20 protein-coding genes and 1 pseudogene are annotated in these 26,999 nt (G+C 53.3%); 17 read left to right on the top strand and 4 right to left on the bottom strand.

The window, feature by feature from the left end:
* The 5 genes from LF95_RS18740 (at position 1) to LF95_RS18720 (ending at position 5,884) form a co-directional block, all read left to right on the top strand.
* Positions 1 to 1,059, top strand: coding sequence for a TRAP transporter substrate-binding protein (locus LF95_RS18740; RefSeq protein WP_073956727.1), 1,059 nt, complete (start codon positions 1 to 3; stop codon positions 1,057 to 1,059).
* Positions 1,056 to 1,592 carry a TRAP transporter small permease gene (locus LF95_RS18735; protein WP_073956726.1) on the top strand — a complete coding sequence of 179 codons (537 nt, stop codon included), beginning with the start codon at positions 1,056 to 1,058 and terminating at the stop codon, positions 1,590 to 1,592. The genes LF95_RS18740 and LF95_RS18735 overlap by 4 nt, the downstream gene beginning before the upstream one ends.
* Positions 1,592 to 2,905, top strand: coding sequence for a TRAP transporter large permease (locus tag LF95_RS18730; RefSeq protein ID WP_073956725.1), 1,314 nt, complete (start codon positions 1,592 to 1,594; stop codon positions 2,903 to 2,905). The genes LF95_RS18735 and LF95_RS18730 overlap by 1 nt, the downstream gene beginning before the upstream one ends.
* 187 nt (positions 2,906 to 3,092) lie before the next feature.
* A complete protein-coding gene (locus tag LF95_RS18725) occupies positions 3,093 to 4,259 on the top strand; it encodes a hypothetical protein (RefSeq protein ID WP_143182104.1) in 1,167 nt (388 codons plus the stop codon).
* 332 nt (positions 4,260 to 4,591) lie between these two features.
* Entirely contained in the window at positions 4,592 to 5,884 is a 1,293-nt protein-coding gene (locus tag LF95_RS18720) for a WG repeat-containing protein (protein ID WP_143182103.1), read from the top strand.
* A 63-nt stretch (positions 5,885 to 5,947) separates the two neighbouring features.
* Here LF95_RS18720 and hppD read toward each other — a convergent pair whose 3' ends face one another.
* Positions 5,948 to 7,060 (bottom strand): 4-hydroxyphenylpyruvate dioxygenase, encoded by a 1,113-nt coding sequence (gene hppD / locus LF95_RS18715; protein WP_073956722.1) that lies wholly within the window; start codon positions 7,058 to 7,060, stop codon positions 5,948 to 5,950.
* A gap of 142 nt (positions 7,061 to 7,202) precedes the next feature.
* Here hppD and LF95_RS18710 point away from each other — a divergent pair, with 142 nt between their 5' ends.
* Positions 7,203 to 7,646, top strand: a complete 444-nt coding sequence (locus tag LF95_RS18710) for an Lrp/AsnC family transcriptional regulator (RefSeq protein WP_073956942.1) — start codon at positions 7,203 to 7,205, stop codon at positions 7,644 to 7,646.
* 51 nt (positions 7,647 to 7,697) lie between these two features.
* Positions 7,698 to 9,380, top strand: a complete 1,683-nt coding sequence (locus LF95_RS18705) for an ATP-dependent nuclease (RefSeq protein ID WP_073956721.1) — start codon at positions 7,698 to 7,700, stop codon at positions 9,378 to 9,380.
* A 46-nt stretch (positions 9,381 to 9,426) separates the two neighbouring features.
* Here the strand turns inward: LF95_RS18705 and LF95_RS18700 are convergent, their stop codons facing one another.
* The gene (locus LF95_RS18700; protein WP_073956720.1) at positions 9,427 to 10,557 is read right to left on the bottom strand and encodes a Gfo/Idh/MocA family protein; all 1,131 of its coding nucleotides are present in this window, start codon (positions 10,555 to 10,557) and stop codon (positions 9,427 to 9,429) included.
* A gap of 102 nt (positions 10,558 to 10,659) precedes the next feature.
* Between LF95_RS18700 and LF95_RS18695 the strand changes: the two genes are divergently transcribed.
* The 10 genes from LF95_RS18695 (at position 10,660) to iolG (ending at position 22,619) form a co-directional block, all read left to right on the top strand.
* Positions 10,660 to 11,484 carry a MurR/RpiR family transcriptional regulator gene (locus tag LF95_RS18695; protein ID WP_073956719.1) on the top strand — a complete coding sequence of 275 codons (825 nt, stop codon included), beginning with the start codon at positions 10,660 to 10,662 and terminating at the stop codon, positions 11,482 to 11,484.
* A gap of 220 nt (positions 11,485 to 11,704) precedes the next feature.
* On the top strand, positions 11,705 to 12,661 hold the full coding sequence (locus LF95_RS18690; protein ID WP_252509833.1) for a sugar ABC transporter substrate-binding protein: 957 nt from the start codon (positions 11,705 to 11,707) through the stop codon (positions 12,659 to 12,661).
* Positions 12,662 to 12,748: 87 nt separating this feature from the next.
* Positions 12,749 to 13,846 (top strand): ABC transporter permease, encoded by a 1,098-nt coding sequence (locus LF95_RS18685; protein WP_073956718.1) that lies wholly within the window; start codon positions 12,749 to 12,751, stop codon positions 13,844 to 13,846.
* A complete protein-coding gene (locus tag LF95_RS18680) occupies positions 13,846 to 14,625 on the top strand; it encodes an ATP-binding cassette domain-containing protein (protein ID WP_073956717.1) in 780 nt (259 codons plus the stop codon). Before LF95_RS18685 ends, LF95_RS18680 begins: the two co-directional genes overlap by 1 nt.
* Entirely contained in the window at positions 14,622 to 16,535 is a 1,914-nt protein-coding gene (gene iolC, locus LF95_RS18675; protein ID WP_143182102.1) for a bifunctional 5-dehydro-2-deoxygluconokinase/5-dehydro-2-deoxyphosphogluconate aldolase, read from the top strand. Before LF95_RS18680 ends, iolC begins: the two co-directional genes overlap by 4 nt.
* Complete coding sequence (gene iolD / locus LF95_RS18670; RefSeq protein WP_073956715.1) at positions 16,532 to 18,361, top strand: 3D-(3,5/4)-trihydroxycyclohexane-1,2-dione acylhydrolase (decyclizing); 1,830 nt, start codon at positions 16,532 to 16,534, stop codon at positions 18,359 to 18,361. Before iolC ends, iolD begins: the two co-directional genes overlap by 4 nt.
* Before the next feature lie 6 nt (positions 18,362 to 18,367).
* Positions 18,368 to 19,273, top strand: a complete 906-nt coding sequence (gene iolE, locus LF95_RS18665; protein ID WP_073956714.1) for a myo-inosose-2 dehydratase — start codon at positions 18,368 to 18,370, stop codon at positions 19,271 to 19,273.
* Complete coding sequence (gene iolB / locus LF95_RS18660) at positions 19,273 to 20,076, top strand: 5-deoxy-glucuronate isomerase (protein ID WP_073956713.1); 804 nt, start codon at positions 19,273 to 19,275, stop codon at positions 20,074 to 20,076. Before iolE ends, iolB begins: the two co-directional genes overlap by 1 nt.
* Before the next feature lie 36 nt (positions 20,077 to 20,112).
* Positions 20,113 to 21,615, top strand: a complete 1,503-nt coding sequence (locus LF95_RS18655) for a CoA-acylating methylmalonate-semialdehyde dehydrogenase (RefSeq protein ID WP_073956712.1) — start codon at positions 20,113 to 20,115, stop codon at positions 21,613 to 21,615.
* Between the two features lie 11 nt (positions 21,616 to 21,626).
* On the top strand, positions 21,627 to 22,619 hold the full coding sequence (gene iolG / locus LF95_RS18650; RefSeq protein ID WP_073956711.1) for an inositol 2-dehydrogenase: 993 nt from the start codon (positions 21,627 to 21,629) through the stop codon (positions 22,617 to 22,619).
* Positions 22,620 to 22,709: 90 nt separating this feature from the next.
* Here the strand turns inward: iolG and LF95_RS18645 are convergent, their stop codons facing one another.
* A complete protein-coding gene (locus tag LF95_RS18645) occupies positions 22,710 to 24,599 on the bottom strand; it encodes a ShlB/FhaC/HecB family hemolysin secretion/activation protein (RefSeq protein ID WP_073956710.1) in 1,890 nt (629 codons plus the stop codon).
* Positions 24,599 to 26,999: pseudogene (locus LF95_RS23005) on the bottom strand (hypothetical protein); the annotation flags it as partial. The gene LF95_RS18645 and the pseudogene LF95_RS23005, both read right to left, overlap by 1 nt.

Genomic DNA, 26,999 nt, shown 5'->3' with positions numbered 1-26,999 from the left:
ATGAAACGTCTGAATTTGCGTAAAACCATGATCGGCCTTTTGGCCGGTGCAACGGCCCTGGCTGGTGCCACCTGCGCCAATGCCGCCGACATTACCCTTAAAATCAGCCATTACCTGCCACCCAGCCACGGCTTCCAAAAGGACTTTCTGGAACCCTGGGCCAAGCAGCTGGAAGAAAAAACCAATGGCAAGGTCGAGGTCAAAATTTATGACGCCACCTCGGCCTTTGGCAAAGTGGACCGCCAGGCCGACCAGGTGCGTGCCGGTGTGATTGACATGGCCGTGGGCCTGAATGGCATTCCGCGTGACCGTTACCCGGCCGCCTCGATTATCGAAATGCCGTTTTTGGTCAAATATGCCGATAGCGGCTCGGAAACGCTGTGGAACCTTTACAAGGAAGGCATGCTGGGCAGCGATTACAAGGATTTCAAGGTCCTGGCCCTGTTCACCCACGAAGGCGGATTGATCCATACGCTTGATAAACCCGTCCGGTCGCTAGAAGATTTGAAAGGCCTAAGGCTGCGCACGCCAAGCCCGGCAGTGTCGGCGATGCTCGAAGCCTACGGCGCATCGCCGGTTGGTTTGCCGCCCTCGGCCATTTATGAAAACCTGCAAAAGGGCAATATCGATGGCCTGGTCACAACCTGGGACCTGGTTAACGCGGTCAAGGCCAACGAGCTTTTGAAATATCATACCGATGCCGGGGCTTATGTGGCCGGGTTTTATTTCGTCATGAACAAAAAGAAATATGACTCCCTGCCAAAGGACGTTCAGCAGGCGATTGACGACATTTCGGGCGATAATCTGGTCGCGAAATTTGGCGGCTGGTGGGACAAATGGGAAGCCGCAGGCAAGGCTGATGCCATCAAACACGGTGATGAAATTATCGAAATTGACGATAAAACCCGTGAAAAATGGAAGGAAGCCGTCCAGCCGATGATCAAGGATTACCTGGAAGGCCTGAAATCCAAGGGTGTTAAAGACCCCGAAGCGATTTACAAACGCGCCCAGGAACTGGTCGCAAAATTTGATGCCCAATATCACCCGGACGGCAAATGACCCAATCGAGCGATATTCGTGATGAACCGCAGCTTCCTGCTGCGGTTCGCCGCCTTGACAGTATCATGACCCGCATTACCGATATTTTCGCCTTTGTCGGCATGGCCGCCCTGATGGGGGCGATTGCCGTGGTGGTGATTGATATTGTCTGGCGGCGCATTGGCGACCAATCCTTTATCGGGGCGGTTGATTTAACCCAGTTTTGTGTCATGGCGGCGGCCTCCTGGGCCATTCCCCACGCCTTTAGCACCGGGGCCCATGTGACGGTGGACCTGTTTGGCAAAAATCACTTTCGCACCTTTTTTAAAATCATTGATGCCCTGATTCCGCTGGCAGGCGCAGCCCTGATGGCGTTTTTATTTTATCTGTCATGGGGTCGGGCGATGGAACAGCTTTCCTATGGCGATGTCTCGCAAAACCTGGCCATTCCGATGATTTTATATTGGGTGTTCCTGCTCAGTGGCCTGGCCCTGTCCGGGTTGGTGTGTTTTGTGAAATTTCTGAAATTTATTGTGACGGGCGAGACGATCTGATGGCAACGGAATGGGCCGGACTAATTGGTTTTGTGGTCGCCCTGGTACTGGCATTGCTGCGGGTACCTGTTGCGGTCGCAATGGCGCTGGTGGGTATTGGTGGCACCCTGATGTTAATGGACTGGTCATCGGCCAGCTATGTGATGGCAAGCCTGCCGTTTGAGGCAATATTTCCCTATGGCCTGTCGGTGGTGCCGCTGTTTATTTTCATGGGGGTTTTTGCCTCTCATTCGGGGTTATCGGGCAATCTGTTTCGCGGCATTACCGCCTTTGCCGGGCATCGCCGGGGTGGGCTTGCGGCCTCCAGCGTCGGGGCCAGTGCCATTTTTGGCGCCATTTGCGGGTCATCGCTTGCGACCTGTGCCACAATGGGCCGGGTCGCCCTGCCGGAAATGCAAAAACGCGGTTATGCCAACAGCCTGGCCGGGGCATCAATTGCCGCTGGCGGCACGCTGGGCGTATTGATCCCGCCCTCGATCCTGCTGGTGATTTACGCCCTGATGACCGAACAATCCATTGGTGCCCTGTTTGCTGGCGCGATGATCCCGGGCATTCTGGCAACCCTGCTTTATATCACCTCAATCCGTTTGCAGGTCATGCGCAAGCCGGAACTTGCACCGGTCAGCAACTATACCCCGTGGTCGCAACGCTGGGGCGCACTTTTGCAAATGTGGGATGCGATTGTTTTGATCCTGCTGGTGATTGGCGGCATTTATGCCGGGCTGTTCTCCCCGACCGAGGCCGCCGCCGTGGGCGCAGGGGGCGCGTTATTATTCGCCTTTATCCGCAAAAAGCTGACCTGGACGGTCCTTCGCACCGGCATTCGCGAAACGGCAGGCATGACCGGCATGATCTTTATGATCCTGATCGGTGCGGCGGTTTTCAATTTCTTTATTGAAACCAGCGGGCTGACGCAAACACTTGTCAACTGGATTACCAGCCAGGGTTTTTCACCGCTCGCCGTTCTCATCTCGCTACTGATATTTTACGTGGTGCTGGGCTGCTTCATGGATAGCCTTTCGATGATTTTGCTCACCGTGGTCCCGGCCTTTAACGTTATTACCGGGGTGGGTTATGACCCGATCTGGTTTGGTGTGGTGCTGGTATCCGTCGTGGAAATTGGCCTGATCACCCCGCCAATTGGCATGAACCTGTTTATCATTCAGGGTGTTGCCCCGGAAATGAAAATCACTACCCTATCTCGCGGTATTCTGCCGTTTTTGGCGGCCGATTTTGTTCGCGTGATCCTGATGATCGCCATTCCCGGTTTGATCATGTGGTTGCCGCAAATGTTAGGACTTGGGGGCTCTTGAATGACCCGCTGCCCACTCTGGACCCCGGGTTTTCTTGTGTTAAATCCGGGGTTCGTTGAGGCTCGCGGGCAAAACCATCAGGTAAAAACACCTAACACATTGATTCAATCGCAATAACGCATTCCCAAACCAACCATACCGATATATAGGATTATACAATCCTATAATGGAAATTCGGATCGTGGTCATGGATGAGCAGAAGATTGTCATTAACTGCCCGGTTTGCGGTGAACCCACCAGAATACCTCTCAGGGATACGATCCTGAAAATCATTTGCCCGTCATGCAAAAGCGATTTTCACTATTCTGCCCGTACCGGTTTTATGGATCCCGTAACAGAAACGGGCGAGACACCGGACGATAAAAAAACCGAAGAACCTGTCGCGCCAAAGGCCAAAACCTATCAGCCAAGACACGAAAACAAGGTAACCGATCTCATATTGCCGGGCGCGCTGTGGCTTGTCGTTGTGGCAAACGGATGGCTGATCACGCAATTTGGCACAGATACGTTTCTGGATACCAGTATTCGCATCATCGCCTTTATTGCAGTCATTGTGAGCGGTAATTTCCTGCTCAGCCGAAACGAAAACATCGGCTGGGCAACAGTGATGGTCGGCCTCATGCTGGCCACCAAATGGCTTAGCAACTGGCTTTTTGTTGAGCAAATCTTGGCAGCCTTTGCCATCTTGCTGGCGTTTTATGGGCTTTTGCGGCTCATCACCGGTCGCGACAAGGATGCCTCGCGGGTCAGCGGATTTTTCAAGGTCTCTTGCGTGGTTGCCGTTCCGCTTTTATCGATAGCAACCCTTGTTTATTCTGACATCTGGGACGCAAAGATCTTTCGTAAAAACCTTACGGCCATGGTCTCGAATGTTGTTTCAGACACAGAAGGCGCATCTTGCGCACCAAAGGCCCTTCCCGCCTTGATGCAGCGTTTGGGTCTGTTGCAAAAGAAACCCCCGAAAGTCGATTTACCCAAATATCTTACATTCAACCTATCCGACAAAAAGATTGCCCACGCCCGCGAAGCCGAAAAAATCCTTTATGACGATAAAAAGACAATGGCCGAAAACTTACTGCGATATGCGGCCCATGCCTTTAAAGAACAGGATTTCGAACTGGGCTTGCAATATATGGGATTAGCCCGCAAGGAAACCCGCGATCTGCCGGGCAGCTATTATTTCTATTACGCCTATATGGTGCAAAAACTTTCCCATTCGGAACGATATTCAACGTCAACCGAACTGTTTGCGCGATACACCAAAGATTATGCCAATACCTATCTTGCCCTGTCGGGAGACTGCGCTGTCTTTAAGAACGAGGCCCGGATTCTCGCGCAGGGGAGCGAATTATGAAATTTGCATCAATCCGGTTTGTATTTTTAATCATTGCCCTGATTTTATCGCTCCATCCCCCCGCCTTTGCCGATGATGAGGACATCGCCCGCATTGACAAAGTGGAATCCGACGTCATTACCTTTAAAGATGTGCAGGTTCGTTTCCCCGCGCCGATGTTAGACGGATGGGAAGCAACAGGGGAAGGAACGGCCTGGGTCGATATTCGGGCAAAGCTGCTGATTTATACCCTATGGGGGGAGCCTGTTGTTTATTGCACGGCAAACTGGACTTTTAAAAAAGCCCAAACCAACAACAGTTTTGTCTCGACCATAAAAGGTGTCGGCACCTATGTGCCTGATGACATTGCCGAGAAGATTGATCTTTACAGCGTCGACCTGAAATTTTCCCCGAGCCTTTTTGAGAATGTATGGGTCGAATGTGATCCCGGTATTTTTGGGGCCTCAGGCAACCCGAACGTTAGCTTTAATATCCCTGGCAGCCCAAACTGGGATGATCTTTTCCAAAGTAACGGATTTGAGCTCTCAGACGCCATAAAACGCGCAAAATCCTATTATCGCGACCTGCTAAAAACCGGCAAAGTCCAAACTAACGCACTGCATGAAGTGCAAAAGGCGCACATTAATCTGTATGCGGTTGGAGAATGGCTTGCGAAGCGCGACCAGAAAATAGCGCAGGACAAACTCGACCAGGCCCGTACGCGCCAAAACGACATTCCTGACGACCCGGAAAAAGAAATTAGCGAAGCCGACATCCAAAACCTGTTTGAGACCACGTTTCGGGCACAACGCCTTGAACACATAAAGGACCGTTTTCCAACCGATATACCGGAAAATGAGGATTTGCTTGTGCGTGAGAAAAGTTTAAGCCAACAAATCGCAAGCTGCCCGTCTTTTCATCAACCCGATGGGTTCGAAGACGCCCCCGACGCCCTTGTAGCCTATCGTGCCTGTCTGCCCTCACCGCTTGATGAACTTGTTGATTTTTCGGTTGGCGAAGGAAATGACTATCGCTGTGGATACAAGGATAAGCATGGCAAGGTTGTGCTGGAGGCGGAATATACAAACTGTAGCTCAAGCCTGAACGGGATTGGCCTTGTTAAAAAAATTGTTGGCACGCGGGAAATAAGCCTTCCAATATTCGGCCTATGCAGCGGGCGTTGTTCAAGCGGCACCGTCTCACACACGACACACACTGAAAATATCACAAAATGGACGATCATTAATTCGCGCGGCCAGACCCTGGCACAGGAAGGCAATGCCGCAGACTTCTTTGGCTTTGAACCCTACCGTTTCAGGTTCTATGACGGTTATCTGGTTCTGACCCGAAAAGAAAATGATGTGGAACAGGACTTTGTTTACGATACCCGGATGAAACTAAAAATGTCCTTGCCCGAGAACTGGCACTATCAGGGTTATTCGGAAGGGTTATTCGTGCTTCAATCCAATGCCGACCGAAATGATGGTGGCGAGTATTTGTTTGGGTATTACGGTTTTGACGGGCAATTTGCCTTTGATCCCATAGAGGCGAAAGACGCCGATCCGTTTGAAAAGGGACTTGCCCGGATCGAATTTTCAGATGGTGAAGTACTGTACTTTGAAAAAAATGGACGTTACGTGAGATAAACACGAAAACAAAAAGCCAGAGGCGCGCATATACACGCACCTCTGGAACCACAATGAATGGTTTTATTCCGCCGCATCAACCTTCAAAACACCCCGGCGGATCTGGTCTTCCTCGATGCTTTCAAACAGGGCGCGGAAATTGCCTTCGCCAAAGCCTTCGTCGCCTTTGCGCTGGATGAACTCAAAAAAGATCGGCCCGATCACGGTTTTTGAGAATATTTGCAGCAAAATTTTCGTTGTGCCGCCATCAATCACGCCTTCGCCATCAATCAGGATGCCGTGTTTTTTCATGCGCTCAATTGGCTCGTCATGGCCGTTTACACGGTCATAAGACTGTTCGTAATAGACATCAGGCGGGCCGGGCATGAATTTAAGGTCATTGGCGGCCAGTTTGTCGGTTGCTTCGTAAATGCCATCGGTGCCAACGGCAATATGCTGGATACCCTCGCCTTTGTATTTTTTAAGGTATTCCTCGATCTGGCTATTATCATCCGTCGATTCATTGAGCGGAATGCGGATTTTGCCACAGGGCGAGGTAATGGCGCGGCTGACAAGGCCGGTCATTTTCCCGGCAATGTCAAAAAAGTGGATCTGTTTGAAATTGAACAGATTGCGATAAAAATCCCACCATTTATCCATATTGCCGCGATAAACATTGTGGGTCAGATGATCCAGGTAATAAAAACCAACCCCTTCGGGTTTCGGGTCGCGTTCACCGATCCAGTCAAATTCGGCATCATAGGCCGAACCGGTTTTGCCATATTGATCGATAAAATAAATCAGCGACCCGCCAATGCCGACAATGGCCGGAACATCCAGGGTTTTGTCATCGCCTTCATAAGGTTCCGCCCCATTGGCAACCGCATGATCAAAGGCATGTTTGGCATCGACCACGCGCCAGGCCATTGCCGGGGCGCATGGACCATGCTTTTCCACAAACTTCATGCCGTGTGATGCGGGCTCGGCATTAACGATGTAGTTAATGTCCCCCTGCCGCCAGACAGTGATGTTTTTGCTTTTGTGTTTGGCAACCGGCACATAGCCCATGCGGTCAAACAGCACCGCGAGTTTTTCCGGGTCGTCATGGGAAAATTCAACAAATTCAAAACCATCGGTACCAGCGGGGTTTTCGTCACTGATGGTGGCGCGGGGGGCATCATGCGGGAACGGACCCATAGGAAGTCTCCTGATTTTGTATTTGTCTAATTATCAACTGCCCATGATTTTGCGCCCAAACCCGTACAATGTGCTTGCATTCTTGGGTTGTTTTGCCAAAATTTTGCATGAAAACCGCACCTATTCACAAAATGGCGCACAAATGACGCATCTTGATAAAATGGACCTGAAACTGCTGGCCGAACTGCAAAAGGATGGCAGGCTGACCAATAATGAGCTTTCGGAGCGCATTGCCCTTTCCCCGTCGCAATGTTCACGACGGCGCACCCGGCTGGAGGCCGAGGGTTATATTTCCGGTTATCACGCCGCGATTGACCGGCAAAAACTGGGGCTGGGTCTGATGGTGGTGATTTCGGTAACGCTGGCAACGCATAACCGCGACAATGCCAAACGGTTTGGCGAATTGTTGGCGGATTTACCGGAGGTTCTGGAGGCCTATGCCCTGACCGGGGAAATGGATTACCATTTAAAAGTCGTCACCCGCGATTTGAACGACCTTTCGCGTTTTGTAAATGACGTGCTGCTGCCCCACGATTCCGTCCAGCATGTAAAAACATCGATTGTGTTAAACGTGCTGAAGGAATAGAATGACATAAAAATTTCCGAAAAATCCTTTTAAAATGCGCGGAAAACAGACATGATAGATAACATAGAAATAAAAATAAATAACAACTCCGGAACCAAAATATTAAAATTTATAACAAGTTCCATTACAGTTTTTGTAGGTCCGAATAACTCCGGAAAGAGCACCATTCTAAGAGAAATTCAAAAATTTTGCACATCCGGCCAACACAATCAAAATAATATTTTAATAAATAAAATTTCGTTTAAACACCCAACAACCGCGGACGTATCGCAGAACAAAAAGATGATGTTGGCAACACCAACCAAAGACCATAACATTCAACCCGATCATTCTCTCATAAAAGTACCAGGTTCAACAACATCTCTCCATAACAATATAATTGATCAACTTCTTACAAACCCTAATAAATATACCAATAATTTTTGTCAATTTTTTCTTTCCAATCACACGCTTATATTAAACAGCAAAAATCGCACAGAACTGACCTCTCCTAAGTCAGTTGGAGATTTAAAAGCAGCCCCCACATCACGAATTGGGACTCTCTTCTCCAACGATTCCAAACGTGAGCAAATACGAAAGATAGTATATGAAGCTTTCGGAAAATACCTTGTAATCGATCCAACCCACTTGGGAGAACTGAGTTTTCGCCTCTCAGATAGAGCCCCCAACAAAATTGAACAAGAACGAGGTATTACAAGTGAGGCAGTTGATTTCCACAAAAGGGCAACACCAATAGAACATGCAAGCGATGGTGTACAAGCTTTTACGGGAATACTTACTGAAATAATCGCTGGGGAGCCACAGGTCTTATCGATTGACGAACCAGAAGCATTTTTACACCCCTCCCTATCCTATAAATTAGGCAGGGAAATTGCCAAAACATCTGCTGACACAAAAAAACGCATATTTATATCAACACACAGTTCCGATTTCGTAATGGGTTGCATTCAATCAGGAGTGCCTGTTAATATTATAAGATTAACTTATCAAAATAATTCCTCGACGGCAAGAATACTTCCGAATGACAAAATTTTAAATCTAATGCGGAATCCTCTCCTCAGATCCACACGTGTCTTACAAGGATTATTTTACGAAAATGTAGTCGTAACCGAGGCGGACTCTGATAGAGCATTTTATCAAGAAATAAATGAAAGATTACTTATGGAAAATGATCCCAGGGGTATATCGAATTGCCTTTTTATAAACGCACAAAACAAACAAACAGTGCCAACGATAATAGAACCCCTTAGAAATCTCGGGATTTCCGCTGCTGGTATCGTTGATATTGATATATTAAAGGACGGCGGTTCCACCTGGTCACAACACCTACGAAGCATAAACCTCCCAGAACCATTGCATCAAGCATATGCAGATATTCGCAAAAAAATTAAAAATTATTTTGTGGAAAATAATCTAGACATGAAGCGAAATGGTGGCATTTCTCTTCTTGATTCCGCTCCCCAAAAAGCCTCCGAAGAGTTATTCGACGCCCTAGATTCGTACGGACTTTTTACAATTCGTCTTGGTGAATTAGAATCTTGGCTCAAAAACCTATGTGCGAGCGGACATGGCCCCTCTTGGTTAATAGATGTATTTGAAAAAATGGGCGAAGATCCTCAATCAAACAAATATGTTAAACCTAGTTCAGGAGACGTATGGGACTTCATGGGACAGTTACAAAAATGGTTTGACAATCCAAATCGGAAAGGCATACCTACACCGAAAGACAGTTGAACCGCGACTAATATTATCGTCATTATTTCTCAAATTAATAGGGTGGTTATTTTAACTCAGTCAGCATAATTCTACGATCCTGGCGCGCCGACATTGCGACGGCATGGATGACCTTTTCAAATTCAAAGGCATCGTTGAAATTGGGATAGGCATCCTCGCCTTTGGCAAGGGCAGACAGGAAGGTGGCGCATTCGATGACCTTCAGGTCATTAAAGCCAAGCTGATGGCCCGCCGCCGGGCAGAAATTACCATAAGGCGCGTGATGCGGGCTGGTAAGGATGGTTTTAAAGCCCTGTTCGGCCGGATTGCCGGAATTTTGGTAAAGCTGCAATTCGTTCATGCGTTCCTGGTCATAGCAGATCATGCCTTCGGTTCCGTGCACTTCCCAGGCCAGGCGGCTTTTACGGCCCCAGGCGGAACGCGATGTTGAAATACTGCCCTGCACGCCGGACGCAAAACGGACAAGCGCAGTCGCCGTATCCTCATTTTCCACTGCGGCACTGCCGGTGCCATCGGAAAGCGGGCGGGTCTGATGCACGGTTTGCATATCGCCAACCAGATTATCAATCGGGCCAAGCAGGCCATAGGCCATGGAAACCAGATGGCAGCCCATATCACCCAGTGCGCCCAGCCCGGCATCGGCAAGGGTGCTGCGCCAGGTCCAGGCAAGGTTGGGATCAGCCTGGTAATCTTCGTCCACCCAGCCCCGGAAATGAACAACCCGGCCAATCGCACCGGATTTGATGAGGCGGCAGGCATGGGTAAAGGCCGGGTTATGGATATAATTATACCCGACCATGGTTTTTACCCCGGCCTTTGCCGCGGCATCGCGCATTGCGCGCGCCTGATCCAGCGTCAGGGCCAGCGGTTTTTCGCAATAAACATGCTTGCCCGCCGCAATGGCCGCCAGCGCCATTTCATGATGCAGCATATTGGGCGTGGTGATGGAAATGATATCAATCGCCGGGTCATTCAACAGGTCGCGCCAGTTATCGGTCGCACGGGCAAAACCGAACTGGTCGGCAAATTTTTCGGCCTTGTCAAAGGGTTGCTCGCATAGCAGTTCCAGCCGCACATCGGGCACATCACCCATTACCGCCTTTGCCGAGCGATATGCCAGCGCATGCGCCTTGCCCATAAAACCGGTCCCGATCAGGCCAATTCCAATGCTGCTCATTTTCCTAGACTCCTCACCCGAATGAAAATAGAATTTTTGTTCTATAATCTGGATGACCATGGAACATGTCGTCCGTCAAGATAAAAACAAAAAAGGCCCTGCATGAGCGATCAAACCGCCCCCGTCTCTTTGGAAGAATTCAACCATCGCCTGCTGGAAATTTCCGAATCCATGCCCAAACGGCTGCGACAATGCGCGGATTATGTGGCGCAAAATACCGACCGTATTGCCGTTTCAACCGTGGCGGAGCTTTCGGCCGCAGCCGGGGTGCAACCCTCGGCTTTCATGCGGTTTTGCCAGTTGATGGGCTTTTCCGGCTTTAGCGAAATGCAAAAAATGTTTCGCGAAACCTACGCCCTGAAATGGCCCGATTACGCAACACGGCTTGAGAATTTAAAGGCATCGGGGGCGGACAGCCCCAGCGCCCTTCTGGCCGAATTCGTTGAGGCCGGGCGCATATCGCTGGAAAATATGGCCGCGTCAATTGACCCGGAAACGCTGGAACATGCGGTGGACCTTTTGGCCCATGCGCCGATGATCCATGTTATCGGCCTGAGGCGGGCCTTTCCGGTGGCATCCTATTTATCTTATGCGCTGGAAAAAATGGATATTCCCGCCGTTTTCCATGACGGGGTCGGCAAGCTGAACCACCGTCACGCCATTCGCAAAGACGACGTTTTGATCGCCATTACCTTTGCCCCCTATTCGCAGGAAACGGTGGAACTGGCGCAATATGCCCGCGGACTCGGCAATGAAGTGGTGGCGATTACCGATACACTGACCAGCCCGTTGCAAAAATTACGCGCCACTATCCTGCATGTTACCGAGGTGGATGTGGGAGCCTTTCGCGCCCTATCAGCCACGCTTTCGCTGGCAATTACCCTTGCGGTTGCGATTGGGGCCCGACGGGATGAAACAACAAAATAGAAAATTTTGTTGCATTTCATTTTTTATGGAATAAAAATTCCACGCACAAAAGAAAGGGAGAGTTTACGGCTTTCCCTTTTTGCCAAGCGGTCCGCCGCCATAAGAAACCGTAGCGCAAAGTGCCGGGACAACGGCACGGAATGACGAAGATTAAGGAACCATCACACCGATCCTACAGCGGTGTTCCGAGAAAAAGCCGAATAGGGAGGCTTAGACCAAGATGAAGATGAAAAAGACACTAACCGCCATTGCCACCGCAACGCTGGCATTTGCCGGGCTGGCAACCGCATCCACATCCGCCCAGGCGGAAGGCGAAAATTTTGTTTTAATCAGCCATGCGCCGGATTCCGATAGCTGGTGGAACGTGATCAAGAACGCCATCAAGGTTGCGGGCGACCAGATGGATGTGAATGTTGAATATCGCAACCCGCCGACCGGCGATTTGGCCGATATGGCACGCATCGTCCAGCAAACCGCCGCTTCCAACCCCGATGGCATCATTGTGACCATCGCCGATTTCAACGTGCTGAAAGGCCCGGTCGAAGACGCCATCGCCAAGGGCATTCCGGTCATCACCATCAATTCCGGCACGGTTGAACAGTCCCACGAGCTGGGCGCGTTGATGCATGTTGGTCAGCCGGAATATGATGCCGGTTTTGGCGCTGGCAAGCGCATGGCGGCCAAGGGTGTTAAATCCTTCCTGTGTGTGAACCACTACATCACCAACCCGGCATCGGTTGAACGCTGCCGTGGCTTTGCCGAAGCCATTGGCACCGATCTGGGCGACCAGATGATTGATACCGGCCTGGACCCGTCGGAAGTGAAAAACAAGGTTTCGGCCTATCTGAATGCCCATCAGGATGTTGGCGCGATTTTGGCCCTGGGTCCGAACTCTGCCGAGCCGACCCTGGATGCCCTGCGCGAACTGGGCATGAATGGCGCCATTCCGTTTGGCACCTTTGACCTGTCGGCCAAGATTGCCGATGGCATCAAAAAGGGCGATATCGACTTTGCCATTGACCAGCAACCTTACCTGCAGGGCTACCTGCCGGTCGTGATCCTGACCAATTATGTCCGCTATGGCGTTCTGCCGTCAGGCGACATCAATTCGGGCCCGGGTTTCATCACCAAGGACAATATCGGCCTGGTCGAGAAATATGCGGGCGAATACCGCTAATTTCTGAACCTTCTTCCTCCCGTCAGGGGGCCTGCCTTGTGCCGCCCCCTGGCAACTCTCCGTTCCCCAAAATACAAGAGTAATGCCATGACGGACGAGCGATTAAAGCAAGTCTCAAGCCTTCGTCGTGCCATGATCCGGCCCGAACTGGGCGCGATTTGCGGCGCAATTCTGGTTTTTGTTTTCTTTTTGATGATTGCGGGCGATAGCGGCATGTTCGCGCCCGAAGGCATAAAGAACTGGACCGTCGTTTCGGCACAATTCGCGATTATCGCCGTGGGTGCCTGTCTGTTGATGATTGCCGGTGAATTTGACCTTTCGGTTGGCTCCATGATTGGTTTTTCCGGCGTTGTGATTGCCATTCTATCGGTACATATGGGTTGGCCGGTATGGGCCGCCATCATTGCTGCATTCGTTATCGCAATGGCGATTGGCGCACTGAACGGCTTTTTGGTGATCAAAACCGGACTGCCCAGTTTTATTGTGACCCTGGCGTTTTTGTATATTTTGCGCGGTCTGACCATTTGGCTGTCCATCACCACCACCCGCCAGACCATTATCGGCGGTGTCAAAGAAGCCGCCAAGGGCGACCCGCTGGCCTTTTTGTTTGGCGGCGTGATTTTCAAGGACCTGTTTCAGTGGTTTGGCGAAATGGGTTGGGTCGGGACCTTTACGCGCGGCACCCGTGCCGGTCAGCCGATTGTTGAAGGCATTCCAATGCTGGTGGTCTGGGCGATTGTGCTGGTAATTTTCGGCCACTTCCTGTTGACCCGCACCCGTTTTGGCAACTGGATTTTCGCATCCGGCGGCGATGCCAAGGCCGCCCGTTATGTGGGCGTGCCGGTGGACCGGGTGAAAATTCTGATGTTTATGTTTACCGCCTTTTGCGCCACCGTCTTTGCCACCTGCCAGGTGATGGAGTTTGGCTCGGCCGCGGCAGACCGTGGTTTGCTCAAGGAATTTGAAGCCATCATTTGTGTGGTGATTGGCGGGGCGCTTCTGACCGGCGGGTATGGCTCGGTTATTGGGGCGGCCCTGGGGGCTTTGATCTTTGGTGTTGTGCAGCAGGGGCTGTTTTTTGCCGGGGCCGAAAGTTCGCTGTTCCGTGTGTTCCTGGGTACGATCCTGATCCTGGCCGTGATCATGAATACCTATATCCGCCGCATGATTACAGGAGAACGGTAATGTCTAGCCCCTTGATCGAGATGGACAATATCGAAAAACATTTTGGCCCGGTGATTGCGCTGGGGGGTGTATCCTTCGATGTTTATGCCGGTGAATGCCATTGCCTTTTGGGCGATAATGGCGCGGGTAAATCGACCTTTATTAAAACCATGTCGGGTGTGCACAAGCCCACCGGCGGGGTGATCCGGGTGAACGGTCAGGACACGGTTTTTAACAATCCGCGTGATGCCATGAATGCCGGGATTGCCACGGTGTATCAGGACCTGGCGATGATCCCGCTCATGTCGGTTACCCGCAATTTCTGGATGGGGCGCGAACCGCGCAAGGGATTTGGCCCGTTTAAATGGATCGATTTTAAAACCGCCCACCGCATTACCTTTGAAGAAATGGACCGCATGGGCATTAACCTGCGCGAGGCCGACCAGGCGGTTGGCACCCTTTCGGGGGGCGAACGCCAAAGTGTTGCTATTGCCCGTGCGGTGCATTTCGGCGCCAAGGTCCTGATTTTGGACGAACCGACATCCGCCCTTGGCGTGCGGCAAACATCAAACGTTCTGGCAACCATTGACCGGGTGCGCAAGGCCGGGATTGGCGTGGTATTCATTACCCATAATGTGCGCCATGCCATGGCCGTGGGCGACCGTTTCACGGTACTGAACCGCGGGCAAACACACGGCACGGCCCTGCGCGGCGAAATTGAACCCGAAGAATTGCAGGACCTGATGGCGGGCGGGCAGGAGCTTGCCGAACTTGAAGGTTCGCTGGGAGGGACCATTTGATGACGCTTGATGTCATTACCATTGGCCGGTCATCGGTTGACCTGTATGGCGCCCAGATTGGCGGCCGCCTGGAGGATATGGCATCCTTCAACAAATATATTGGCGGATCCCCCACCAATATGGCGTGCGGTACCGCCAGGCTGGGCCTGAAATCGGCCCTGATCACGCGGGTCGGCGACGAACATATGGGCCGTTTCATTCGCGAACAGCTGATTGCCGAAGGGGTAGACGTGCGCGGGGTCATTACCGACCCCGAACGCCTGACCGCGCTTGTTTTGCTGGGCATTCGCGACCAGGAACAGTTTCCGCTGATTTTTTACCGCGAAAACTGTGCCGATATGGCGCTGTGCGAAGATGATATCGACCCCGATTTCATCGCGCAAAGCCGCTGTGTTACTGTGACGGGCACGCATCTTTCACATCCGCGCACCCGGGCTGCCGTTTTAAAGGCCCTGAAACTGGCACGGGAAAACGGAGCGAAAACCGCGCTGGACATTGATTACCGCCCCAATCTGTGGGGCCTTTCCGGGCATGGCGACGGCGAAAACCGTTTTATCGCGTCGGAAAAGGTGACGGCGGAATTGCAGGCTACCCTGCATTTATTTGACCTGATTGTTGGCACCGAGGAAGAATTTCATATTGCCGGGGGGACCACCGATACCCTAGCCGCCCTGCGCAATGTACGCGCCATTTCGTCGGCCACCCTGGTATGCAAACGCGGGCCAATGGGGGCATCGGCCTTTGACGGGGCGATTGGCAGCAGCCTGGATGACGGCATTTCAGGCCCTGGCTTCCCGGTAGAGGTTTTTAATGTACTGGGCGCTGGCGACGGGTTTATGTCCGGCCTGCTTAAAGGCTGGCTGAGTGGCGAGGACTGGCAAACCAGCCTTAAATATGCCAATGCCTGCGGGGCCTTTGCGGTTTCGCGGCATGGCTGCACCCCGGCCTATCCCAGTTGGGAAGAATTACAGTTTTTCTTTAATCGCGGCATGAAAACCCCGGCGCTCCGCCATGATGCGGAACTGGAACAGGTGCATTGGGCCACAAACCGCACCGGCGACTGGCCGGAAATGCGCGTTTTCGCCTTTGACCACCGCATGCAGCTGGAAGATTTGGCCGATGAACTGGGCGTATCGCATGACAAAATTGGCCCATTTAAAAAGCTGTGCCTAAATGCGGTGGAAAATGTCGCCGATGGCAAGCCGGGATATGGCCTGTTATGTGATGGACGATTGGGCCGCGATGCCCTGTATGCGGCAGCAGGCAAAGGTCTTTGGATTGGCCGCCCGGTGGAAAAACCCGGTTCGCGCCCGCTTGAACTTGAAATCGGCCCGGATTTGGGCAGCAAGCTGGCCGAATGGCCGGTGGAAAACGTGATCAAGGTTCTGTGTTTTTATCATCCCGATGATGACGACGCGATGAAGGCCCGGCAGGAAGAAACCATCCTGCGGTTATTTGATGCCGGGCGGGCCAATCGGCTTGAATTTTTGCTCGAGATCATTCCCTCAAAGGTTGCGTCATGCGATGATGAAACCACGGCAAAAATCATTCAGCGGTTTTATGACATTGGCGTTTACCCCGACTGGTGGAAACTCGAACCAATGAAAAGCGATGCCGCTTGGCGCCATGCCTGCGACACGATTGCACAGAATGATCCCTATTGCCGAGGTGTGGTGGTTTTGGGCCTTGAGGCCCCCAGCGAAGAACTGGCCGCCAGCTTTGCCGCCGCCGCCCGCCACAAACTGGTGCGCGGGTTTGCCGTGGGCCGCACGATTTTTGCCGCAACAGCCCGTGAATGGCTGACCGGCGAGATTGACGATCAAACTGCCATTGCACAAATGGCAGACAAATACCGTGCCCTGTGCCTTTCGTGGGATCAGGCACGTAAAAATAGTGGAGGAACGGCGTGAACACCATTCGTTTGACTGCCGCCCAGGCAATGGTGCGGTATTTAAGTGTACAATATAACGCCGATAACGTGCCGTTTTTTGGCGGATGCTGGGCCATTTTTGGCCACGGCAATGTGGCGGGCATTGGCGAGGCCCTTCACGGCATTGGCGACGCATTACCCACCTGGCGTGCGCATAATGAACAGGGCATGGCGCATGCCGCCATTGCCTATGCCAAGGCATCAAATCGCAAACGCGCCATGGCGGTTACAACCTCCATCGGACCGGGTGCCACCAATATGGTAACGGCAGCAGCCCTGGCCCATGTCAACCGCCTGCCGGTTTTGCTGATCCCCGGCGATGTCTTTGCCAACCGCGCCCCGGACCCGGTTTTGCAACAGATCGAGGATTTTGGTGACGCAACCATCAGCGTCAATGACTGCTTTAAGCCGGTCAGCCGTTATTTTGACCGCATTTCGCGGCCCGAACATTTGTTAACCGCCCTACCGCGTGCGATGGCAACTCTGACCGACCCGGCCGATTGCGGTCCCGTCACCCTGGCCTTTTGTCAGGATGTGCAGGCCGAAGCCTATGACTGGCCGGAAAGCTTTTTTGCCCCGAAAATCTGGAAGCCGCGCCGCCCGCGCCCTGATCAGGACGAACTGGCCGCGGCGGTTGGGGCCATCAAACAGGCGAAAAACCCGGTGATTATCGCCGGGGGTGGTGTGCATTACGCCGATGCCTGCGCAACCCTGCGCGATTTTGCCCACAAGCATGGCATTGGGGTGGGCGAAACCCAGGCGGGCAAATCGGCCCTGCCGTGGGATGATGCGCTAAACCTCGGCTCCATTGGTGTGACCGGGGCCAGCAGTGCCAATGCCGTTGCCGAAAATGCCGATTTGATCATTGCCATTGGCACCCGCCTGCAGGATTTCACCACCGGCAGTTGGGCCCTGTTTAAACACCCCAACCGGCGCATTTTGGGCCTTAACATTGCCGCCTTTGATGGCAGCAAGCACAATGCCCTGCCCCTGATTGGTGATGCCAAGGTGGTGTTGCAGGAACTTTCCGAAGCCCTGGGGGATCATCGCTTTGAACAGCCTGATCCTGCCCTGAAACGCGACTGGATCGCCGCGGTTGATGCCGCCACCGCGACCCCGACCGGCAATACCCTGCCAACCGACGCCCGGGTGATTGGCGCGGTGCAACGCAGCCTGGATGAAGACGGTATTGTGGTTTGTGCCGCAGGCGGCCTGCCCGGCGAGCTTCATAAACTTTGGAAAACCGCCAAACCCAATGGCTACCATGTTGAATATGGTTATAGCTGCATGGGCTATGAGATTGCCGGGGGCCTGGGAGTGAAAATGGCCCGGCCCGACCAAGAGGTCGTCGTCATGGTGGGCGACGGGTCCTACATGATGATGAATTCCGAACTGGCAACCAGCGTGATGCTGGGTCACAAAATCATCACTGTTATTTTGGATAATCGTGGTTTTGGCTGCATCAACCGGCTGCAAATGGCAACAGGGGGTGAAAGTTTTAACAACCTGCTTGATACCGCCCGCCATGTTGAACCAGCCGCAATTGATTTTACCGCCCATGCCGCATCAATGGGGGCGATTGCCGAAAAGGTATCGTCGATTGGCGAACTGGAAGAGGCCATGACCCGTGCGCGTGCAGCAACCAAATCCTATGCCATCGTGATTGATACCGACCCCCTGCCCTCGACCGAGGCCGGTGGGCACTGGTGGGACGTTGCAATACCCGAAGTGTCGGTTCGTCCCAGTGTGAATGAAGCCCGCGAAAATTATCAAAATGCGCTGAAAAACCAGCGCCCCGGAGATTAAGCCACCATGATTCTATACGGCACCAACCCGATTGCATGGTCCAATGATGACGACCAGACCCTTGGCGCGGATATTTCGCTTGAAACCTGCCTGAGCCAGGCAGGCGAAATCGGCTTTGACGGCATTGAAAAAGGCCATAAAATGCCGACCGACCCCGCCAAACTGAAAGCTGCGCTGGAGCCAAACGGCCTTAAATTTGTTTCGGGCTGGCATTCGCTTAATCTGCTGGCCCATTCGGTCGAAGACGAGAAAAAAGCCATCCAGCCACATCTGGACCTGCTCAAAGCGATGGGCTGCAAGGTGTGCATTGTGTGCGAAACATCCAATGCCATTCATGGCAATGACAATGTCGCCCTGGCCGACAGCCCGGTTTTACCGGCGGATCTTTGGGCGAAATTTGGTGCCGATGTTGAAGCCATCGCCCAATATTGCACCGATCAGGGCATTACGCTGGTGTACCATCACCATATGGGTACCGTCGTTGAAAGTGCCGAAGAAATTGACGCCCTGATGGCGCATACCGGCCCGGCAACGCATTTGCTGCTTGATACAGGCCACGCCCTGTTTGGCGGTGCCAACCCCGAAGAAGTTGCGCGCAAATATATGGACCGGGTTGGTCATATTCACTGCAAAAACGTGCGTCCTGCCGTTCGGGCGCAGGTTGAGGGAGAAAAGCTGAGCTTTCTGGAAGGGGTGCGGCGCGGTGTGTTTACCGTTCCGGGTGATAGCGAAGGCGAAGTTGCCTTTGAACCGGTTTTGAAAATTGCCGCCGAACATGGTTATAGCGGCTGGCTGGTAATTGAAGCCGAACAGGACCCCGCCGTTCGCAACCCGCTTGAATATCAAACCCTTGGCCTGAAATCGCTCCGCGCGATGGCCAAAGCCACCGGACTGGACAAAGGAGACGCCTGATGGCCGACCTTCTACGCAAACCCAACGGAACGCATGGCAAAGTCCATGACATTACCGCCCAATCGGCCAATTGGGGGTATGTCGGATTTGGGCTTTATCACCTGGAACCCGGCGAAACCGCATCCGAGCCGACGGGCGACCGCGAAGTAATTCTGGTGCTGGTTGAAGGCAAGGCCGAGATTTCGGTTGATGACCAGAATTTTGGCGAGCTGGGCGAGCGCATGAATGTGTTTGAGCGCAAATCCCCCCATTGCGTTTATACCCCCAATGATACCACCTGGAGCGCAAAAGCGACCACCAAATGCACCCTTGCGGTCTGCACTGCACCGGGCAAGGGCAATTACCCGGCCCGCGTAATCAAGGATGTGCAAATGGTGGAACGCGGCAAAGGGGCCAATACCCGCTACATCCATCCGATTGCGATGGAGGAATCCGACATTGCCGACAGCCTACTGGTGACAGAGGTTTTCACCCCGCAGGGCAACTGGTCGTCCTATCCGCCGCACCGCCATGACGAGGACAATTACCCCGAGATGACCTATCTTGAGGAAACCTATTATCACCGTTTGAACCCGGAACAGGGGTTTGGTTTTCAGCGCGTTTTTACCGAAGATGGCGAGCTGGATGAAACCATGGCGGTGAATAGTGGCGATGTGGTGCTGGTGCCCAAGGGCCATCATCCCTGCGGATCGCCCTATGGCTACGAGATGTATTACCTTAATGTCATGGCGGGACCAATGCGCAAATGGCGTTTCCAGAACCACCCGGACCATGACTGGATTTTTCAGCGCGACAGCAAATAACCTGGCGCCGATGCCCGAAACCAAAGGATTTTACCCATGACCGAGATTGCCCATTACATCAATGGCGCACATGTTGCCGGCACCTCGGGCCGGTCGCAGGATGTTTTTAACCCCGCCACGGGCGAAGCGGAAAAAACCGTCGCCCTGGCATCGACCGCCGAAATTGACCAGGCCGTTGCCGTTGCCAAGGAAGCCTGGCGCGACTGGTCCAAAACCCCGCCGCTGCGCCGTGCCCGTATTCTGGACCGGTTTAAAATGATCCTGTGGGATCGCGCCGACCAGATGGCGCAGGCCATTAGCGCCGAACATGGCAAAACCCACGACGATGCCCTGGGTGAAGTCACCCGTGGACTTGAAGTGGTCGAATTTGCCACCGGTGCCCCACACCTTTTGAAGGGTGAATTTACCGAAAATGTCGGCACCGGTGTGGACAGCCATTCGGTGCGCCAATCGCTGGGTGTGGTAGCCGGGATTACGCCGTTCAACTTCCCGGCAATGGTGCCGATGTGGATGTTCCCCGTTGCGCTGGCCTGTGGCAATACCTTCATCCTTAAACCCTCCGAACGCGACCCGTCGGCATCACTTTTGATGGCGGAATGGCTGACCGAGGCAGGGTTGCCGGAAGGTGTTTTCAACGTGGTACAGGGTGACAAGGAAGCGGTTGACGCGCTGTTGAACAACCCGGATGTCAAGGCCATCAGCTTTGTCGGCTCCACCCCGATTGCCAAATATATTTACACCACCGGCACGGCAAACGGTAAACGGGTGCAGGCCCTGGGCGGGGCGAAAAACCACATGGTCATCATGCCCGATGCCGACCTTGATATGGCCGTCAACGCCCTGATGGGGGCAGCATTTGGCTCGGCGGGTGAACGCTGCATGGCGATTTCGGTTGCCGTACCCGTGACCGATGCGGTTGCCGATGCGCTGGTTGAAAAGCTGGTGCCGAAAATCCAGGCCCTGAAAATTGGCCCGGCATCGGATAAAACATCGGATATGGGACCGCTTGTGACCAAGCAGCATTTGGAAAAAGTGCGCGGCTATATCGATTCAGCCGAAGCCGAAGGCGCCAAGATCGTGGTGGATGGCCGCACCTTCCACCAGGACAAGCAGGGCTATGAAAACGGCTATTATATTGGTGGTACCCTGTTTGACCATGTGACACCGGATATGAAAATTTACCGCGAGGAAATTTTTGGTCCGGCCCTTTCGATGGTGCGCCGCCCGGATTATCAGTCCGCAGTAGACCTTATTCACGGCCACGAATATGCCAATGGCACGGCGGTTTTCACCCGCGATGGCGATGTCGCCCGTGCCTTTAGCCAGGATATCGAGGTGGGCATGGTTGGCATTAACGTGCCGATCCCCGTACCGATGGCATTCCATTCCTTTGGCGGGTGGAAGGCCTCCATTTTTGGCGACCACCACATGCACGGCATGGAAGGTGTTCGTTTCTTTACCCGGCTTAAAACCACCACCACCCGTTGGCCCAGCGGCCAGCGGACCGACCCTGAATTCACCATGCCGACCCTTGGTTAAGGACCATAGCCATGCTTAATATCGGACTGCTGGGTGCCGGACGTATCGGCATCACCCATGCCAAAGCTGTTCTGGGTGTTCCCAATGCAAAAATCGCCGCGGTTTATGACCCGGTGGATGCCGCGGCACAAAATGCCATCGCCCTGACCGGCGCCAAACGCGCCACGGTCGAGGAAATTATGGCCGATCCCGCGATTGATGCGGTCATCATTGCCACGCCGACCGACCTTCATGCCGACCAGATCGAACTGGCAGCAAAGGCGGGCAAGGCGATTTTCTGTGAAAAGCCGGTTGATCTATCGGCCGAACGGGTGCGCGCCTGCCTGAAGGTTGTCGAGGAAACCGGGGCCAAATTGATGGTCGGTTTCAACCGCCGCTTTGATCCCAGCTTTGCCCGTGTCCATGCCGAAATTCGCGCAGGCAATGTGGGCGATGTGGAACTGGTGCAAATCACATCACGCGACCCGGGTGCGCCGCCGGTTGATTATATCAAACGCTCCGGCGGACTGTTTCGCGACATGATGATCCATGATTTCGACATGGCACGTTTCCTTCTGGGCGAAGAAGTGACCGAGGTTTTTGCGACCGGTGCGGTTTTGACCGACCCGGCGATCAAGGAAACCGGCGATGTCGATACCGCCACGGCCACATTGCGCACGGCGAGTGGCAAAATGGCGGTGATTACCAATTCCCGCCGGGCGACCTATGGTTATGACCAGCGCGTCGAGGTGCATGGCTCCAAGGGTATGGTGCAGGCGGAAAACCACCGGGCGACATCTGTCACCATTGCCAATGGTGATGGCTATACCACCGAACCGCTGCTGGATTTCTTCATGCAGCGTTATGCCGATGCCTACCGTTTTGAACTGACCACATTCTGCAACATGCTGGCGGGCGAAAATGTTGCTTTCCCCAGCGGGCAGGACGGGTTAAAGGCGCTTGAACTGGCCGATGCCGCCGTGAAATCGCTTGCAACCGGCGCAGCCGTTAAACCCGGCACGTAACGGCATATCCATTTCATGAAACAAGGCCCGGCAGATCGCTCTGCCGGGCCTTTATGTTTATACTCGGTCGTTATTGTGCCGTTACACCCATCAGAAATTCAGCCGCAAACTCATCAGGAAGTTGGGCTTGCGGGCTTCATCATTATTAGTGTGGAAATCAAGGTCCTTGATATAGGCCGCATCGAGCGACGCAATCCCGACAAAGTTGTTCACCCGCACGCCAATACCGGTGCCATTTGTGAAATCTTCGCGGCGGTAACGGTCATTTTGGGATCCGTCGCGATAACGAAACGCCCCGGCATGGTCAAAAAATACATAAATGCTGGCCTGGGTATTAACCGGTTTATCCTTCCAGAACGCGGTCGGAAAGTTGAAGTTGTAATGCAGTTCGGTATTGATGAAATAGCCATCATCACCCGAAAACGCCCCCGGCTCATAGGCCCGCATGGTGCCCACACCGCCAACCGAGAACTGCTCTGCCGGGGGCAAAACGCGGTCCTTGGTCATTTGCCCGCCAGCCGTAACCTGTGCGGTGAAGGGCCCGCCCAATTGCTGGTAGGCAAAGGCATCGGCGGTATATTTGCTGGTTACACGCTCTTCGGTGGAGGCCTGCCGGATATGCGAAAACATCCGATGGCCGCGCAAACCGAACGAATAAAAGCCGGTATCACCCAGATAATCAAAATCAACGCCAATGGAATGCCGGTTAATCCAGGTTTCCGTGAGCGCCGCGCCAAAGGTGGTGTAGGACACATTGCCATTATAGCTGTAATCCACATTCATCAGCCAATGCGGCGACAATACAAAGGGTTGCTTGAGAGTTGCCGTAATAAGCTGCGTATTGCCATACACATCCGGGTCGGCCGGGTCATCAGCAAAGGGACCGTCGATGATGTGGATACGTGTTTGGGTATAGCCCAGCGACAGGCGGGTATCATAGGTATTTAACGGCAATTCATAGGACGTAAAAACCGAGCGCGAACCGCGTGATTCCGTCACCCCCACAGTAAACGGGTCATCAATGCCAAACACACTATTCACCCGGGCATAGCCGCCACTGCGCAAATGCCCGGTCGATAACGCCCCGTAATTATCCATAAACAGGGAATAGGCCATGCGGTCGGGGACTTTGGCGGTAACGACAATGTCAGTCTGACCAAAACTCTCGCCCGGTTCCAATTTGGCTGTCAATTTGGTTTGGTGCAGGCGGTTAAAGCGGCTTAATGCCTTTTCCAGCACTTCAAGGCTAACCAGATCGCCCTGCTCGATATGCAGGCTGCTGGAGATGTAGTCTGCCCGCATGTACTCGTTCTGCTCAATCCGGACACGGCCAACGCGGCCCTCGACCAGAATGACGCGCACTTCGCCAGAGGCAATTTTTTGCGGCGGGATATAGGCGCGCGCCGTCACGAACCCCTTTTGGCGATAAAGTTCGTTAAACGCGGCCAGCATGTCATAAAGGTCCGCCAGATAAAGCGGACGACCGACATATTTTTGCAAAACATCGCGGATGGTCTGATCATCCAAAATCTCGGATCGGTTAATATCAAACCGCTGCACGGTAAATTTGGCACCGGTGCCCGCCTTGGGCGGTTTGAAATCCGGGCTGCCATCCACAATCTCGGGCAACTCGAAGCCGTTGAAATCATTAATCTGTTTCTGACGCTGCTCCTGACGGATCACATCTTCCAGCGGATTGCTTTGCTGCTCACTCTGCACGCTGTTGGGGGCCTGCGTCGCAGCAAAGGCCGACGGCGTAAATATCCCCACCCCCGTCATGGTGCCTGCCATCAAGACCACCTTCATAACACGAACCACCGGGCGCATAACGCCCTTTCCGGTCAAACCGGAAACACCCGGCATGGTACGGCTGTAAATTGCCAAAATGTCTTCCCCCAAAGACAGCGCCCCGGCGCTGTTTATGCACGTATCTTCAATTAATTGTGGAAGTGGCAGTAAAACCGCCACTTCCATCTTCATTACTGGTCCTGTTCATCTGATCCAGTACCGGTATCCGAATTTGCACCAAGCTGGCCATCACCGGCAAAATCCCCGGTCAATGGCGCAACGCCCGACGTGGCGGCACCATTGGTGCCTACCGGCGTATTGCCAATGCCACCCGCGCCATCAGTTCCGGTATTGCCCCCCGTTCCTGTTGTCGCAGGGGCCACATTACCGACAGAAAGGCTGGGCTGGAAGATGGCGTTTTGGAAATTGCCCCCATTTCCACCCGCATTCTGACCGCTGCTTACCAGGCTGCCCGTACCACCTGCCGGACGGCCAAGGCCAACAACATTACCCGACGACGCAACCGTTACATTACCCGGTGCCGACTGGTTGGTGGTTGTCGTCCCGACCGGGGCGGTCGGCGTATTTGTCGTCGGAACGGACGTCTCGCTCGGCGTGGTTGCCGTGATACGGCCAATACGATCTTCCGGGTCATCAATCACCAGCGGCCCGTGGAATGTCGTATCATCCATCGTCACGATACGGGTATCAACCGGCAGGTTAAAGTCCGTCTTCTCAAACCAGAGGTCGTTAAACCTGGTATCATTGTCGAACAATTGCAGCTGGTAGCCGAGACGGATTTTCTGGGTGACGTTATCCATCAGCATTTTGCCAAGTGGCAATTTCATGATCATATCACCCGTGATCTGCCCCGTCACAATAGTGGTCTTGACGGTGTTAATGTCAAAGACCGCCTTGTTGGTGCGTAACAGATCAAACTGAATCTTTTTGGGCGCGGAGATATTGGCATTAACCGTTTTGGACAGGCTGCCATTCAGGCCCGTCACCTTCATCAACAACTGGGCGCTATCAACATAATTCTCCAGCTTGGTCAGGGAAATATGCTGGGCTTCCATGACCGTGCTTTCACCCAAGCTCCCCTGTTCAATATCCAGGCGGCCATCGCTGCCTTCGACATACAGGTCGGCATTGCGGGACTTCAGATTTTCAATCTGGATATCCTGCCCGCTGGCCCGCATGTTGATCTTCTCGGGTGCCGAAATCGTGCCGATATCACTGCTGCCATTGCGAATGGCAAGCGCAATTTCGGCATTGTCATTGCGGCCCCCCTTGGCCGTTCCCGCAATCACGCGATCCGCACTCAGATCGCCGCTGGTTTCCGCCATGTAAATGCCGTCCCGGGCCTGCAGGGTGGTGTAACGACGCTTGGAGGCAAACTGGTCACGGGCAACCACAATTTCGCTGCCATCCTGTGCCGTAGTCTGCACTTCAAAGCGATCGGACGTTGATGTGCCGATGGTGCCACCTTCGGCAATCATGGCGACCGTGTCACCTTTTAGCACGGCCGTCGTCAGTTGCGCCGACCCGTTGCCGTGATCAACAAAGGCGTTTGATTCAACAATCGAGTTCCCGGCAACGATATCGATATGGTTGGCCGCACTGATTTCACCCAACGAAATCGTCCCGGAAATCGACCGCAGCGAAATGCCGATCATGCGGGTCACACCGTCATAGGATGCACCACTTGTACCGGCCCCAGTGCGCAGGGTTGCAATGCGCATATCCTGTGCTGAAGTCAGCGATACACGACCATCCCCGCCGTCAATTTCCGATCCGTCCTTCTGAACGATCTTGCCGGTGGTTGCGGTAATATCAATGCTGCCCGACGCTTCCGAAATCACATCGGATTCCGGATTATTGAGCGTTACATCCTTATGCGCCAGAAGGGTAATCGACCCGTCCCTGGTACGAATGAAATCATTTGCCAGAATGGACCCGTTATCCGCCGTAACGGTAATATCGGCGGTATTGGTGCGAACCTGGTCAAGGGTCACATCATTCCCGGCTTTCAGAATGACATTGCCCGTACCACCATCAATGGTGCTGTCATCTTCCTGATAAAGATCACCCGCCGTCGCAGTAATGGTCACATCACCCGTCCCGGTCGAGGTTACATCGGCTTCACCATTAAACAGCGTCACATTTTGCGCAGCAGTAATAGCGATATTACCGTTGCTGGTCGTGATAAAGTCTTTCGCCGTGACCGAACCATTCCGCGCGGTAATAGCAATATCCGCACCGCTGGTCTTGACCTGATCCAGTGTCTGGCTGCTACCGGCGGTCAGCGTCACCTTGCCACTGCCACCATCGATGGTCGATCCATCGGCCTGGGTAATATTCCCAGCCGTCGCGATGATTTCCACTTCGCCCGCACCGGAAGACGTGACATCCGCTTCTTCATTTTCAAAAGCAACATTTTGAGCAGCTTTGATGCCGATCTTCGCACCGCTTGTCGTGATGAAATCCTTCGCTGTCACCGAACCATTCTGCGCGGTGATGACGATATCCGCACTCGTGGTTTGAACCTGATCCAGCGTTTGGCTGTCACCCGCCGTTAGCGTCACCTTGCCG

Origin of the sequence: Thalassospira sp. TSL5-1, from assembly GCF_001907695.1 — a bacterium.
GTDB lineage: Bacteria > Pseudomonadota > Alphaproteobacteria > Rhodospirillales > Thalassospiraceae > Thalassospira.
Note: the sequence above shows the minus strand (reverse complement) of the source record. Positions and strands in the feature narration are given on the sequence as shown.

Excerpts from the sequence above, each read along its gene's own strand:
- LF95_RS18740 (WP_073956727.1), top strand. The coding sequence starts at position 1 with ATGAAACGTCTGAATTTGCGTAAAACCATGATCGGCCTTTTGGCCGGT.
- LF95_RS18735 (WP_073956726.1), top strand. The coding sequence starts at position 1,056 with ATGACCCAATCGAGCGATATTCGTGATGAACCGCAGCTTCCTGCTGCG.
- LF95_RS18730 (WP_073956725.1), top strand. The coding sequence starts at position 1,592 with ATGGCAACGGAATGGGCCGGACTAATTGGTTTTGTGGTCGCCCTGGTA.
- LF95_RS18725 (WP_143182104.1), top strand. The coding sequence starts at position 3,093 with ATGGATGAGCAGAAGATTGTCATTAACTGCCCGGTTTGCGGTGAACCC.
- hppD (WP_073956722.1), bottom strand. The coding sequence starts at position 7,060 with ATGGGTCCGTTCCCGCATGATGCCCCCCGCGCCACCATCAGTGACGAA.
- LF95_RS18710 (WP_073956942.1), top strand. The coding sequence starts at position 7,203 with ATGACGCATCTTGATAAAATGGACCTGAAACTGCTGGCCGAACTGCAA.
- LF95_RS18705 (WP_073956721.1), top strand. The coding sequence starts at position 7,698 with ATGATAGATAACATAGAAATAAAAATAAATAACAACTCCGGAACCAAA.
- LF95_RS18700 (WP_073956720.1), bottom strand. The coding sequence starts at position 10,557 with ATGAGCAGCATTGGAATTGGCCTGATCGGGACCGGTTTTATGGGCAAG.
- LF95_RS18695 (WP_073956719.1), top strand. The coding sequence starts at position 10,660 with ATGAGCGATCAAACCGCCCCCGTCTCTTTGGAAGAATTCAACCATCGC.
- LF95_RS18690 (WP_252509833.1), top strand. The coding sequence starts at position 11,705 with ATGAAGATGAAAAAGACACTAACCGCCATTGCCACCGCAACGCTGGCA.
- LF95_RS18685 (WP_073956718.1), top strand. The coding sequence starts at position 12,749 with ATGACGGACGAGCGATTAAAGCAAGTCTCAAGCCTTCGTCGTGCCATG.
- LF95_RS18680 (WP_073956717.1), top strand. The coding sequence starts at position 13,846 with ATGTCTAGCCCCTTGATCGAGATGGACAATATCGAAAAACATTTTGGC.
- iolE (WP_073956714.1), top strand. The coding sequence starts at position 18,368 with ATGATTCTATACGGCACCAACCCGATTGCATGGTCCAATGATGACGAC.
- iolB (WP_073956713.1), top strand. The coding sequence starts at position 19,273 with ATGGCCGACCTTCTACGCAAACCCAACGGAACGCATGGCAAAGTCCAT.
- LF95_RS18655 (WP_073956712.1), top strand. The coding sequence starts at position 20,113 with ATGACCGAGATTGCCCATTACATCAATGGCGCACATGTTGCCGGCACC.
- iolG (WP_073956711.1), top strand. The coding sequence starts at position 21,627 with ATGCTTAATATCGGACTGCTGGGTGCCGGACGTATCGGCATCACCCAT.
- LF95_RS18645 (WP_073956710.1), bottom strand. The coding sequence starts at position 24,599 with ATGAAGATGGAAGTGGCGGTTTTACTGCCACTTCCACAATTAATTGAA.